This is a genomic window from Aeromonas sp. HMWF014 (genome assembly GCF_963878295.1).
Taxonomy (GTDB): Bacteria; Pseudomonadota; Gammaproteobacteria; order Enterobacterales; family Aeromonadaceae; genus Aeromonas; species Aeromonas popoffii.
Genome location: NZ_CAWNYS010000047.1, coordinates 1 through 12,207 on the forward strand (window position 1 = coordinate 1; position 12,207 = coordinate 12,207).

Consider the following 12,207-nt stretch of genomic DNA (forward strand, 5'->3'; position numbering starts at 1 on the left):
CTTCTCCTTGGTGCCTTCCGGCAGTGCCAGCAGGGTGATCAGTTCGTCGGCGGTCTTTTCCAGGTCTTTGGTCTCTTCCGGCACGATTTCCAGGCTGTAGACGGGGCGGTTCTCCGCCAGCAGCACACCGTTGGCGTCATAGATGAGGCCACGTGGCGGCGCCACGGGCACGACCCGGATCCGGTTGTCATTGGAGCGGGTCTGATAGGTCTCGAAGGATTCGACCTGCAGGTAATAGAGATTGCCCAGCAGCACCAGCATCAGCACTATCATACCAATGTAGGCGACCAGGGTGCGTCGGAAGAAGAGGCGACCCTCGGCGCTGTGGTCGCGCATTTCGATGCGATTCTTCAGCATGCCGCTACCTTATGACAGACGAAGGGAGAAGACAAAAACCCCATGGGTTATTCCCTGTGGTACGGATGATTGGTAGTGATGCTCCAGGCGCGATAGAGGCTCTCGGCCACCAGCACCCGCACCAGCGGGTGGGGCAGGGTCAGCGGCGACAGCGACCAGCTCTGCTCGGCGGCGGCCTTGCACTCGGGCGACAAGCCCTCCGGGCCCCCGACCAGCAGTGCCACGTCGCGACCATCCAGCTTCCAGGCTTCCAGTTGCACGGCGAGCTGCTCCGTGGTCCAGGGTTTGCCGGGAATATCCAGGGTCACGATGCGCGAGCGGCCAGCGGCGGCCAGCATGGCTTCCCCTTCCTTTTGCAGGATGCGGGGAATATCGGCATTTTTGCCGCGCTTTCCGGCGCCGATCTCGACCAGCTCGAACGGCATGTCTTTGGGGAAACGGCGACGGTACTCTTCGAAGCCACGCTCTACCCAGGCAGGCATCTTGGTGCCCACTGCAATCAACTGGATCTTCATCGTTTGTTACACTTGTGCTCTGTTATTGCGCATTCACTTGAGCGGTAGCGCCCCAGAGTTTTTCCAGTTGGTAGAAGTCGCGATATTCGTCCTGCATCACGTGCACTATGGCTTGTCCCAGGTCCACCAGTACCCATTCCCCCGTGAGCTGGCCCTCCACGCTCAGCAGATCGAGCCCGGCATGGCGAGCTTCGCTGGCCAGATGATGGGCGATGGCGCTGACGTGGCGACTGGAGTTGCCGGAACAGACGATCATGGTGTCTGTGATACTGGATTTACCGCGCACATCAAGGGTGATGATGTCGCGGCCTTTCATGTCATCGATCTTGTCGACGATAAAGGCATGCAGTTCTTGGCCTTGCAATGATCTTCTCCTGTGTTCCGGCGCCTGAGGGCGGCGGATTATATCATGGTCACTCCCGTTTCCCAGTCTGGCGAAGGGGAGTGGAACGGGGGCCGTGCCCGCTTGGCAAACCAGGCCCCTGTTGATCAATATAGTGCGCAACTGGCAGAGACAATAGTCGGCGCCGGTTGCGGTCAGCTTGCCGGGTAGAGGCCTTGCTGCCGAATGTAATCGGCCACCGACGGCGGCAGCAGGTAGCGGGGATCCTCCCCGGCCGCCAGCAGGGCTCTGAGCCGGGTGGCCGACAGCTCGATGGGTTGGTTGTCCGCCAGCCAGATATGGCCGGCCAGGCGCTGGCGCAGCGCGGTGGCATCCGTGGTGTGATGGCGAGCCAGCAGCTCGGCAACTTCCCCCGGGTAATCAGGTCGCCAGCCCGGTCGCACACTGACCACCAGGTGGGCATGAGCGAGCAGCTCTTGCCAGCGGTGCCAGCCAGCCAGGCCGAGCAAGGAGTCCATCCCCATCAGAAAGCAGAGCGGGGTGTCGGGCAGTTCATGACGCAGCTCAATCAGGGTGTCTATGGTCCAGGAGGGCTTGTCCCGCTTGAGCTCCCGCTCATCCACCACGAATCCCGCATTCTCTGCCGCCGCCAGTTTGACCATGGCGAGGCGCTGCTCGCTCGAACAGAAGGGGTTGGCGCGATGGGGGGGAATATGGTTCGGGATCAGCCGGATTTCGGCCAGCCCGATAGCATCCCGCGCCTCGATAGCCGGTCGCAGGTGGCCGATATGGATAGGGTCGAAGGTGCCGCCAAGCAGGCCGATAGGAGCCCTCAGCAGGCTGATCGCAGCCTTCAGCACGGGCTGCTCTCCATGACCAGCGGCAACGGGGTGCCATCGCGAAAACCCAGGGCTATGGTCTGCAACATCAGCCAGGCTTGCTCGGTGTCGAAGCGACGCTGGGCGTCGTCAAGCTGGGCCATCAGCTGCCACAGCTGCTGCAATTTGGTGAAGGGCAGCCGGGTCAGGGCCTGTTGGATCAACTGCTGGCGGCTCTGCCAGATACGCAGGCGGGAGAAGTGTTCCACCAGCGGTTGACCGGCTCTGGCGGCCAGGGCCAGCTCGGTGAGCTGCTCCAGCTCGCGGCACAGGGCCCAGGCCAGCATGCCGGGCTCTGTGCCCTCGGCACGCAGGGCCAGCAGGATGCGCTGTGCCCGGTTCACCTTGCCCTCCAGCAGGGTATCGATGAGCTGGAATGGCGTGAAATGGGCGTGGCGTACTATGGTCTCTTGCAGATAGGCGACGCTGATGGGCTGGGGCGGCGCCAGCAGGGTCAGCTTTTCTATCTCCTGGCTGGCGGCCAGCAGGTTGCCCTCGTAGGAGTGGCACATGAAGTTGATGGCATCCGGCAGCGCCTTGAGGCCGAAACGTTGGAAGCGGGCGCTCATCCAGCGCGGAAAGAAGCGTGGCTCGGGGTGATTGACCGGCACATAGGTGCCGTTCTGGCTGAGCTTGTCGAACCAGGCCGCCTTCATCTGGGTTTGGTTGAGGCGACCACCGCTGAGCACCAGCAGCAGATCCGGATGCAGTTGCTTGCCAATCTCGCTGATGCGGGCGGCCAGATCTTTGTCGACCTTGGCCGGCAGCTCCAGCTCGATGATTTGGCGGGCGGAGAAGAGGCTCATGGCCTGACAGGCATCATAAACCTGATTCCAGTCCAGTCCCTGCTCCACCACGAAGGTATGGCGCTCATCGAACCCTTGCTTGCGGGCGGCCTGACGGATGGCGTCGATGGCCTCCAGCTTGAGCAGGGGCTCGTCACCAAAGATGAGGTAGCAGGGTTTGAGCCCTGCCTTGAGATGATCCGCAAACTGCTCGGGGTAGATCCGCATCAGAACTTGGCCTGGTTGAGTAGGTGGGTCGCAAGGTCGATGGCCTGCTCTTGCAGCTTGAGCAGGAGCTCGTCACCAAAGATGAGGTAGCAGGGCTTGAGCCCTGCCTTGAGGTGATCCGCAAACTGCTCGGGGTAGACTCTCATCAAGATACTCGCATCAGAACTTGAGCTGGCTCAGCTGGCGGATAACCAAGTTCGCGGCCTGCTCCTGCATCTCCTTGCCCAGCTGCTCCTGCTCGCGGGAAGAGGCCAGTGCCGCATCCGGCTTGTTCAGGAAGCTGCGGTTGAAGGTGATGGGGAAGACCTGGGTCGGCTTGCCCGGCATGGAGACGGTGAACTGGGTGTTGTAGCCCAGCAAGTATTCACGGGCCTGGCCGATGGCGTCGACCGAGGCAACCTGGCTGGTGCTGCTGACGCCGGACAGGGTCAGCACAGGTATGCCCTCTTTGTCGGCGAGTTTGACGCCCGCCGCCTTAAGGCGGGTGGTGACCAGTCGGTATAAGTCGCTCTTGTTGTCACCGACCACCTTCATGGTCATCAACTCGGGCGGGATTGCCGTGCCTCGCATCTGAAAACCGCAAGCCTGCAACAGCAGGCCCATCAGCACGATAGCCATCCAGCGAATGAGGGGGGTGCCCATATGAAATCCTCTTTGCATAAAGTGAAGCGCGGCGGGCGCAGGGCCCGCCGTCATCCTCGTTGGCAACGATCAGCGGACCTCTTCCCTGCCTCCCCTTTGCACGGGGAGGCGCAACATGCGCCCTCCCTGGCAAGGGGTGGACGAGGTCCTCGCTACCATCAGTTAGCGACAATATTGAGCAGCTTGCCCGGTACATAGACGACCTTGCGAACCGTCAGACCGTCGGTGAATTTCTGCACCGAGGCATCGGCCATGGCCAGCTTCTCGACGTCAGCCTGGCTGATCTCGGCCGGTACGGTAAGCTTGCCGCGCATCTTGCCGTTGATCTGCACCACCACCAGCTTCTCGGTCTCGACCATGGCCGCGTCATCGGCCACCGGCCATGCAGCGTGGTCCACATCGTCGCCCTTGCCCAGCATCTTCCACAGCTCGAAGCCGATGTGCGGGGTGATGGGGGAGAGCATGACTACCACGGCTTCCAGCGCTTCCTGCATCAGGGCGCGGTCCTGCTCGTCACAGCCCAGCTTGGAGAGGTTGTTCATCAGCTCCATGATGGCGGCGATGGCGGTGTTGAAGGTCTGACGGCGACCCACGTCGTCGCTCACCTTGGCGATGGTCTTGTGCAGTTCACGGCGTACCGCTTTCTGCTCGTTGGTGAGAGCCGCCACATCCAGCGCGGCAACGGCGCCACCGGAGACGTGTTCGAAGGTGGTGCGCCACAGGCGACGCAGGAAGCGCTGGGCACCCTCCACGCCGGAGTCGGACCACTCCAGGGTCATCTCGGCCGGGGAGGCGAACATCATGAACAGACGGACGGTATCGGCGCCGTAACGCTCCACCATCAGCTGCGGGTCTATGCCGTTGTTCTTGGACTTGGACATCTTGGTCATGCCGGAGTGGATCACTTCACGGCCCTCAAGGTCGATGGCCTTGGTGATGCGACCTTTCTCGTCACGCTCGACCTTGACGTCGGTCGGGCTGACCCAGACGTTGCCGCCTTTTTCGTCTTTGTAGTAGAAGGCGTCGGCCAGCACCATACCCTGGCAGAGCAGACGCTTGAACGGCTCGTCGCTGTTCACCAGCCCTGCGTCACGCAGCAGCTTGTGGAAGAAGCGGGCGTAGAGCAGGTGCATACAGGCGTGCTCGATGCCGCCGATGTACTGATCCACCGGCAGCCAGTGGTTGGCAGCAGCCGGGTCCAGCATGCCCTTGTCGTAGTCGGGGGAGCAGTAGCGAGCGTAATACCAGGAGGACTCCATGAAGGTGTCGAAGGTATCAGTCTCGCGGAACGCTTCCTGACCCTTGTAAGTGGTCTTGGCCCACTCGGCGTCGGCTTTGATCGGGCTCTGGATACCGTCCATCACCACATCTTCCGGCAGCAGTACCGGCAGTTGATCTTCCGGGGTCGGGACCACGGTGCCGTCAGCCAGGGTCAGCATGGGGATGGGGGCACCCCAGTAACGCTGACGGGAGACGCCCCAGTCACGCAGACGGAAGTTGACGGTGCGCTTGCCCTTGCCGAGCGCTTCCAGCTTGCTGGCGATGGCATCGAAAGCCGCCTGGAACTCGAGACCGTCGAACTCGCCGGAGGCGAACAGCACGCCCTTCTCGGTGTAAGCGGCTTCGCTCACATCCACCTCGCCATCGGCTGGCTTGATGACCGCCTTGATGTCGAGGCCATATTTGGTGGCGAACTCATGGTCGCGCTGGTCGTGACCCGGAACCGCCATCACGGCGCCGGTGCCGTAGTTCATCAGCACGAAGTTGGCGACCCAGACCGGCACCTTGCGGCCATCCAGCGGGTGAATGGCATAGAGGCCGGTGGCCATGCCCTTCTTCTCCATGGTGGCCAGCTCAGCTTCGGCTACCTTGGTGTTCTTGCACTCGTCGATAAAGGCGGCCAGCTCCGGATTGGTCGCAGCAGCCTGCAGCGCCAGCGGGTGACCGGCGGCGATACCGACATAGGTGACGCCCATGAAGGTGTCCGGACGGGTGGTGTAGACTTCCAGCTGCTCAGCCTGACCGTCGATGGCGAAGCTGATGTTGACCCCTTCGGAGCGGCCAATCCAGTTGCGCTGCATGGTCTTGACCATCTCCGGCCAGCCGTCCAGATTGTCGATATCGCTGAGCAGCTCTTCGGCGTAGTCGGTGATCTTGATGAACCACTGGGGGATCTCTTTCTGCTCCACCGGGGTGTCGCAGCGCCAGCAGCAGTTGTCGATCACCTGCTCGTTGGCCAGTACCGTCATGTCGTTCGGGCACCAGTTGACGGAGGAGGTTTTCTTGTAGACCAGCCCCTTCTCGTACAGCTTGGTGAAGAACCACTGCTCCCAGCGGTAGTAATCCGGCTTGCAGGTCGCCAGCTCGCGATCCCAGTCATAGCCCAGCCCCAGCATCTTCAGCTGGTTCTTCATGTATTCGATGTTTTCGTAGGTCCAGGGGGCCGGTGCCGTGTTGTTTTTGACTGCGGCGTTCTCCGCCGGCAGACCGAATGCGTCCCAACCTATGGGTTGCAGCACGTTCTTGCCATTGAGGCGTTGATAACGGGAGATCACATCACCTATGGTGTAGTTGCGAACGTGCCCCATATGTAGACGACCAGACGGATAGGGGAACATGGAGAGACAGTAGAACTTTTCCTTGTCTACTTTCTCCACCGCCTTGAAGGTTTTCTTGGCATCCCAGTGCTGTTGCACTGCTGGTTCTATGGATTGGGGAACGTATTGCTCTTGCATTGGTGACATCCGGATCTGTGAAATGAATTGATAAATCAGCTGGGAAATCGCAATAGAATACCCATATCCAGCGGCGGCAACAACCGCCAGCATCCGTCAGCCCTTATGCCGGGCATGATCAGGGTTCAGTAGAGGAGTAACGACCATGGACAAGCGTCAAAAAGGGTACGAAGCCTTCATTGCCGAGTTGCAAAAACAGTGGCAAGAGACTGAAGAGTTTCAGGGGGAGCGCCTCAACCGGATGATCGCCAAGGTGCAGGCCTATCTGGAGGCGGCCGGTGACCTGACTCAGGATGAGCTGGCGCTGATTGCCGAGTACGTGAAGCGGGATCTGGGCAACTATGACGAGGGGCGCGCCGAGGTGGAGGAGTCTGCCTTTATGCTGGCTCTCAAAGACACCGCCTGGTCCTGGCTGGCGGACGTGACCGACCGCGCCCAGGTGGAGTGGCGCGAGCTGGCCGACGAGCTGGAGCACAAGGGGGTGTACGAGGCGGGTGACTGGGTGGGCCTCGGCGTCATGGTGTGCGAGCAGTGTGGCTGGCGCCATACTGTGCTGCATCCACAGCCGCTGGATACCTGCCCCGAGTGCGGCGGCTACGAGTATCACCGCGAGCCGCTCTCGCCCTGATCCCGTCAAATAACCAGATGGAAAGAGGCGCCCAGGGGGCGCCTCTTGTGTTCAGCGATGAGCCGGACTGCCGGTTCAGAGCTCACGGGCCCAGGGATGAGCACGGGGGCGCAATGCCAGTGCCAGACCGAGCAGCAGGGCCGTCAGCCCGTACAGCGGCCAGCTGCCAAAGCGCAGGTAGGGGGTCGAACCGTGGGCGGGACGCACCTCGGCTCTCAGCACCCCGGCCTCGAACTGCGGGAGCTGGGCTATGATGCTGCCGTCGATTTCGGTGACTATGGTGATGCCGGTGTTGGTGTTGCGCAGCAGCGGGCGAGCCAGCTCCAGCGCGCGCATGCGGGCTATTTCCATGTGCTGCCAGGGACCGATACTGGTGCCGAACCAGGCATCGTTGGAGATGGTCAGCAGGAAGTCGGTATCCGGCTGCACGTTGCGGCGCACTTCGTCCGGGAAGATGATCTCGTAGCAGATGGCGACGGCGAACTTGAACCCCTTGGCGATCAGGTTCGGTTGCTGCGCATTCCCGCGACTGAAGGAGGACATGGGCAGGTTGAAGAGGGGCGCGATGGGACGCAGCAGATCTTCAAACGGCACGAACTCGCCGATGGGCAGCAGGTGGTGCTTGTAGTAGCGGTTCTGGTGCCCATAGTGATACGACTCCTTGCCATCCGCGTCCTGCACCCCCATGCCCAGCACGGTATTGAAGAAGCGCTGCTGCTCGAAATCATAATGAATGATGCCCACCAGCAGGCCGGTGTCGTTCACCTTCATCGCCTTGTCCAGGTTATCCAGGTAGTTGCCCATCTCCTTCTCGATGGCCGGGATCGCCGATTCCGGCCAGATGATGATGTCGGCATCCTGGTGCTCGCGGCTGAGATCCTGATACTTGCGCACCGTCGGTACCAGCGCCTCGGGATCCCATTTGAGAGACTGCGCTATGTTGCCCTGCACCAGGGCGACCTTGACCGGCTCGCCCCGGGTCACCCAGTTGATCTGCATCAGCCCCTGAGCGGCACCGATCAGCGCGACGGGCAGCAGTAGCCAGACCGGCTTGCGGCTCTGCCACACCAGCCAGAGAGCGGAGGCCGACAGTAGCAGTGCCAGCGTGATGCCCTGCACCCCCAGGATGGGGGCCAGGCCCTTGAGCGGCCCGTCGATCTGGCTGTAACCAAACCAGAGCCAGGGGAAGCCTGTCATCACCCAGCCGCGCAACCAGTCGGCCACCAGCCAGAGCGCCGGGAAGGCGAGCAGCCAGCGGCTCCAGTGACGACCACTGAAGAAGCGGGCGAAGGCCCAGCAGGCCAGAGTCGGGTAGAGCGCCAGATAGGCCGACAGCCCGACCAGCAGCACGAAGGCGACCGGCAGTGGTATGCCGCCAAACATGGTCATGCTGACGTGGATCCACCAGAGCCCCGGCAGAAACAGACCCATGGCATAGCCAAAGCCACGCCAGGCCGCCTGCCTGGGGTTGGCCTTGTCCAGCAGGGCATAGAGGCCGAGCAGGGACAGGATCACCAGCGGCCAGTAGTTAAAAGGGGAGAAGGCCAGCACGGCGAGCGCGCCGGATGCCATGGCACAGAGGCTTGTCAGGAGTTTCGATTTCACGGGCAATAGAGGCTCGGATTGGACTGCAACAGGTTGATTGGCCGGTATCTTAACCTGTAAATACGGTCAACGGCGAGCCTCCCGGCTGTGGTGGGCGCCACCGGGCGGGAAACGGGAAATAAAGGGTGGCGTGCCGGGCAAGGGATGACGTGCGGGGTCAGAGGGCAGGGTTACCTTGTCCTGTGGCCAAATGGCAAGCGCCCCGACGATCGGGGCGCTGATGCTTCACGGCTGGCTGGGGGCCGCGCTGAATTTACTGGGCTTCAGACTGGGCCGCGACATGGTTGTCGGGGATCTTCACCTGCAGCTGCTGCAGGCGGCGCCTGTCGGCGTGCATAACCTTGAACAGGTAGCCGTCCAGCTCTATCTCCTCGCCCTTTTTCGGCAGGTGGCTGAAGGCGTGCATCACCAGACCGCCCACCGTATCCACCTCTTCATCGCTGAACTGGGTGCCGAAGAAGTCGTTGAAATCCTCGATCTCGGTGAGGGCGCTGACCGAGAAGACCCGCTTGCTGATGCGGCGGATCTCGTCCGGCTCATCTTCGATGTCATCAAACTCGTCGTCGATCTCGCCGACGATGAGCTCCAGTATGTCTTCAATGGTCACCAGACCCGAGACGCCACCAAACTCGTCCACGACGATGGCCATGTGGTAGCGTTCTTCACGAAACTCCTTGAGCAGACGGTCGACCCGCTTGCTCTCGGGCACGATCACGGTAGGGCGCAAGATTTTCTCGAGCTGCAGCGGCTCGCTGGCGTGATGGCCGCCAAACCCGAACGGCAGCAGATCCTTGGCGAGCAAGATGCCCTCCACATGATCCTTGTCTTCGTTGATCACCGGGAAGCGGGAGTGACCGGATTCGATGATCACCGGCAAGATGTCGTCCACCGGCTGGGACTTCTCTATGGTGACCATCTGGGAGCGGGGGATCATGATGTCGCGAACGCGCAGCTCGGCAATTTCGAGCACGCCTTCAATCATGTCCTTGGTGTCCTGATCGATAAGATCGCGCTCCTCGGCATCGGCTATCACATCCACCAAATCGTTGCGGTCTTTTGGCTCGCCCTGGAAGAGTTGGCTGAGTTTGTCGAGCCAGGTTTTCTTCGGCGAGCCGGTACTAGGGTGATCGTCGGTCATTTTTTCTCTTGGTTACTCGCTTGAACACATTTGGAATTGTCTTGGTGATATAAGGATGGCCATCGGCTGTTTCAAGGCGATGACTGTCCCGTCCTTTACGCGTTTACTCTTCGTCGTTCAGATAAGGGTCGGCAAAACCGAGTTCCTGCATGATGTCGCGCTCAAGCGCTTCCATCTCTTCGGCTTCCTCATCCTCGATATGGTCATAACCTAGCAGATGCAGACTGCCGTGCACAACCATGTGGGCCCAGTGGGCCTCCAGCGGTTTGTTCTGCTCTACAGCTTCCTGTTCCACCACCTGGCGGCAGATGACGAGATCGCCGAGCAGCGGCAGTTCCATGCCGGGTGGCGCCTCGAACGGGAAGGAGAGCACATTGGTGGGCTTGTCCTTGCCGCGATAGGTGAGGTTGAGCTCGCGGCTCTCCGCCTCGTCAACGATGCGCACCGTCACCTCTGCCTCTTGCTGAAAGCCGAGTATGGTGCCGTCAAGCCAGCCTTGCAGTCTGGCTTCGCTTGGCAGATCTTCCGCCTGAGCGCAGGCCAGTTGCAGATCCAGGGTCACACTCATTGGGCACTCTCTTTATGGGTTTTGGCAGGGATGGATTCTGCCTGTTTGGCGTCGAACGCCTCGTAGGCCTGCACGATACGGGCGACCACAGGATGGCGTACCACGTCTTTGGATTCAAAGAAGTTGAACGACAGGCCGTCGACCCCTTGCAGCACTTCCAGGGCGTGGCGCAGGCCGGACTTGGTGCTGCGCGGCAGATCCACCTGGGTGATGTCGCCGGTGACCACCGCCTTGGAGTTGAAGCCGATGCGGGTCAGGAACATCTTCATCTGCTCCGTGGTGGTGTTCTGGGCCTCATCCAGGATGATAAAGGCATCGTTGAGGGTGCGACCGCGCATGTAGGCGAGCGGCGCTACTTCGATGATGTTGCGCTCCATCAGCTTCTCGACCCGCTCAAAGCCCAGCATTTCGAACAGGGCGTCGTAGAGCGGGCGCAGGTAAGGGTCAACCTTCTGGGAGAGATCGCCGGGCAGAAAACCGAGCTTCTCGCCCGCTTCCACCGCCGGGCGGGTCAGCAGGATGCGGCGTATCTCCTGACGCTCCAGCGCGTCCACGGCGGCGGCCACCGCCAGATAGGTCTTGCCGGTACCGGCCGGGCCTATGCCGAAGCTGATGTCGTGCTGGACTATGTTGGCGATGTACTGCGCCTGATTGGGGCTGCGTGGTTTGATGAGGCCGCGCTTGGTCTTGACCGTCACCTCCTTGCCATGGGGGACGCTGGCGGCCGGTTCGTCATCTTGCTCCAGCACCCGCGACTCCTGAATGGCCAGGTGCACCATCTCTGGCACTATGTCGGTCACCTTGCCGCCCTTGAGAGGCTGGGTTTCCACATAGAGGTGCTTGAGGATGACGGCTGCGGCATCCAGCTGGGCCGGTTTTCCCACCAACTGGAAGTGGCTGTCACGGTAGCTGATCTCGACGCCGAGGCGGCGTTCCAGCTGCTTGATGTTGTCATCGAAGGGACCGCACAGGCTGGCGAGGCGCTGATTGTCGGCGGGCTCCAGATGCAGGTTCAGGGTCGAGATGTGTCGGCTCAAAATATCCTCGTCTTGATGCAGTGCCCATCAGGCCAGGCCAGATGGGCACGAAGAGATTAGTGGGGAGTGAAGGCGGCTACGCCCAGCTCGTCCGGCACGTTGTCTGGACGGCGTGCCAGGATCTCGCGTGGCGCCGTGGCAATGCGCAGGTTCATCTCATCCTCGCCGCGGATAAAACGACCGCGCAGGGAGTTGGGGCGTACCTCGGTGATCTCCACGTCGGCAAAGCCGCCGATCAGGGTGTGCAGGCCTTCGAAGTTGACCACCCGGTTGTTCTCGGTGCGGCCACACAGCTGCATGGGGTCGAGCCGGGAGGGGCCTTCCACCAGGATGCGCTGGGTGGAGCCCAGCATGGCACGGCCAATCTGCATCGACTGGTTGTTGATGACATGCTGCAGCCGGGCCAACCGGGCCTTTTTCACTTCCATGTCGACGTCGTCGGGCATGTCGGCGGCCGGCGTGCCGGGGCGCGGGCTATAGATGAAGCTGAAGCTCATGTCGAAGTTGATCTCTTCGATAAGCTTCATGGTGGCCTCGAAATCCTCGTCCGTCTCGTTCGGGAAGCCGACGATGAAGTCGGAACTGATGGTGATGTCGGGACGGGCGGCGCGCAGGCGACGGATCTTGGACTTGTACTCCAGCACGGTATGCGGGCGCTTCATCATGGTCAGGATGCGATCCGAACCGCTTTGCACCGGCAGGTGCAGGAAGCTGACCAATTCCGGCGTGTCCTTGTAGACCTCGATGA

General features: G+C 61.3%; 13 protein-coding genes and 1 pseudogene. 1 reads left to right on the top strand and 13 read right to left on the bottom strand.

Translation table 11 applies throughout. The annotated features are described in order from the left end of the window. The 8 genes and pseudogenes from AAC083_RS01670 to leuS form a co-directional block, all read right to left on the bottom strand. Positions 1-357: pseudogene (locus AAC083_RS01670) on the bottom strand (penicillin-binding protein 2); the annotation flags it as partial. 47 nt (positions 358-404) lie between these two features. Beyond that, positions 405-872 (bottom strand): 23S rRNA (pseudouridine(1915)-N(3))-methyltransferase RlmH, encoded by a 468-nt coding sequence (gene rlmH / locus AAC083_RS01675; protein WP_042034723.1) that lies wholly within the window; start codon positions 870-872, stop codon positions 405-407. A 22-nt stretch (positions 873-894) separates the two neighbouring features. Further along, positions 895-1,236 carry a ribosome silencing factor gene (rsfS, locus tag AAC083_RS01680; protein WP_042034721.1) on the bottom strand — a complete coding sequence of 114 codons (342 nt, stop codon included), beginning with the start codon at positions 1,234-1,236 and terminating at the stop codon, positions 895-897. 173 nt (positions 1,237-1,409) lie between these two features. Then, entirely contained in the window at positions 1,410-2,054 is a 645-nt protein-coding gene (nadD, locus tag AAC083_RS01685) for a nicotinate-nucleotide adenylyltransferase (RefSeq protein ID WP_108535395.1), read from the bottom strand. A 14-nt stretch (positions 2,055-2,068) separates the two neighbouring features. After that, entirely contained in the window at positions 2,069-3,106 is a 1,038-nt protein-coding gene (holA, locus tag AAC083_RS01690; protein WP_108535389.1) for a DNA polymerase III subunit delta, read from the bottom strand. Continuing rightward, the gene (locus AAC083_RS01695) at positions 3,106-3,252 is read right to left on the bottom strand and encodes a DNA polymerase III subunit delta (RefSeq protein WP_108535390.1); all 147 of its coding nucleotides are present in this window, start codon (positions 3,250-3,252) and stop codon (positions 3,106-3,108) included. The genes holA and AAC083_RS01695 overlap by 1 nt, the downstream gene beginning before the upstream one ends. 13 nt (positions 3,253-3,265) lie before the next feature. After that, positions 3,266-3,748, bottom strand: coding sequence for an LPS-assembly lipoprotein LptE (locus AAC083_RS01700; RefSeq protein ID WP_042034717.1), 483 nt, complete (start codon positions 3,746-3,748; stop codon positions 3,266-3,268). Between the two features lie 158 nt (positions 3,749-3,906). Further along, on the bottom strand, positions 3,907-6,483 hold the full coding sequence (leuS, locus tag AAC083_RS01705; RefSeq protein ID WP_108535391.1) for a leucine--tRNA ligase: 2,577 nt from the start codon (positions 6,481-6,483) through the stop codon (positions 3,907-3,909). Between the two features lie 145 nt (positions 6,484-6,628). Between leuS and AAC083_RS01710 the strand changes: the two genes are divergently transcribed. Then, positions 6,629-7,111: a zinc ribbon-containing protein gene (locus tag AAC083_RS01710; RefSeq protein ID WP_042034715.1), complete on the top strand. Its 483-nt coding sequence runs from the start codon at positions 6,629-6,631 to the stop codon at positions 7,109-7,111. 75 nt (positions 7,112-7,186) lie between these two features. On the opposite strand, the gene lnt is transcribed toward AAC083_RS01710, so the two are convergent. From lnt to AAC083_RS01735, 5 genes are all read right to left on the bottom strand, one after another. Then, positions 7,187-8,683: an apolipoprotein N-acyltransferase gene (lnt, locus tag AAC083_RS01715; protein ID WP_146181531.1), complete on the bottom strand. Its 1,497-nt coding sequence runs from the start codon at positions 8,681-8,683 to the stop codon at positions 7,187-7,189. Between the two features lie 286 nt (positions 8,684-8,969). Further along, positions 8,970-9,854, bottom strand: coding sequence for a CNNM family magnesium/cobalt transport protein CorC (corC, locus tag AAC083_RS01720; protein WP_042034712.1), 885 nt, complete (start codon positions 9,852-9,854; stop codon positions 8,970-8,972). Positions 9,855-9,957: 103 nt separating this feature from the next. Continuing rightward, positions 9,958-10,422, bottom strand: a complete 465-nt coding sequence (gene ybeY, locus AAC083_RS01725; protein ID WP_108535393.1) for an rRNA maturation RNase YbeY — start codon at positions 10,420-10,422, stop codon at positions 9,958-9,960. Further along, the gene (locus AAC083_RS01730; protein WP_108535394.1) at positions 10,419-11,459 is read right to left on the bottom strand and encodes a PhoH family protein; all 1,041 of its coding nucleotides are present in this window, start codon (positions 11,457-11,459) and stop codon (positions 10,419-10,421) included. The genes ybeY and AAC083_RS01730 overlap by 4 nt, the downstream gene beginning before the upstream one ends. 56 nt (positions 11,460-11,515) lie before the next feature. After that, on the bottom strand, positions 11,516-12,207 hold a 692-nt coding region (locus tag AAC083_RS01735), incomplete at its 5' end, for a TRAM domain-containing protein (RefSeq protein ID WP_146181532.1).

Bases quoted from the DNA above. Each gene is read 5' to 3' on its own strand.
- rlmH (WP_042034723.1), bottom strand. From the start codon at position 872: ATGAAGATCCAGTTGATTGCAGTGGGCACCAAGATGCCTGCCTGGGTA.
- holA (WP_108535389.1), bottom strand. From the start codon at position 3,106: ATGCGGATCTACCCCGAGCAGTTTGCGGATCATCTCAAGGCAGGGCTC.
- AAC083_RS01695 (WP_108535390.1), bottom strand. From the start codon at position 3,252: ATGAGAGTCTACCCCGAGCAGTTTGCGGATCACCTCAAGGCAGGGCTC.
- AAC083_RS01700 (WP_042034717.1), bottom strand. From the start codon at position 3,748: ATGGGCACCCCCCTCATTCGCTGGATGGCTATCGTGCTGATGGGCCTG.
- leuS (WP_108535391.1), bottom strand. From the start codon at position 6,483: ATGCAAGAGCAATACGTTCCCCAATCCATAGAACCAGCAGTGCAACAG.
- AAC083_RS01710 (WP_042034715.1), top strand. From the start codon at position 6,629: ATGGACAAGCGTCAAAAAGGGTACGAAGCCTTCATTGCCGAGTTGCAA.
- lnt (WP_146181531.1), bottom strand. From the start codon at position 8,683: ATGGCATCCGGCGCGCTCGCCGTGCTGGCCTTCTCCCCTTTTAACTAC.
- corC (WP_042034712.1), bottom strand. From the start codon at position 9,854: ATGACCGACGATCACCCTAGTACCGGCTCGCCGAAGAAAACCTGGCTC.
- ybeY (WP_108535393.1), bottom strand. From the start codon at position 10,422: ATGAGTGTGACCCTGGATCTGCAACTGGCCTGCGCTCAGGCGGAAGAT.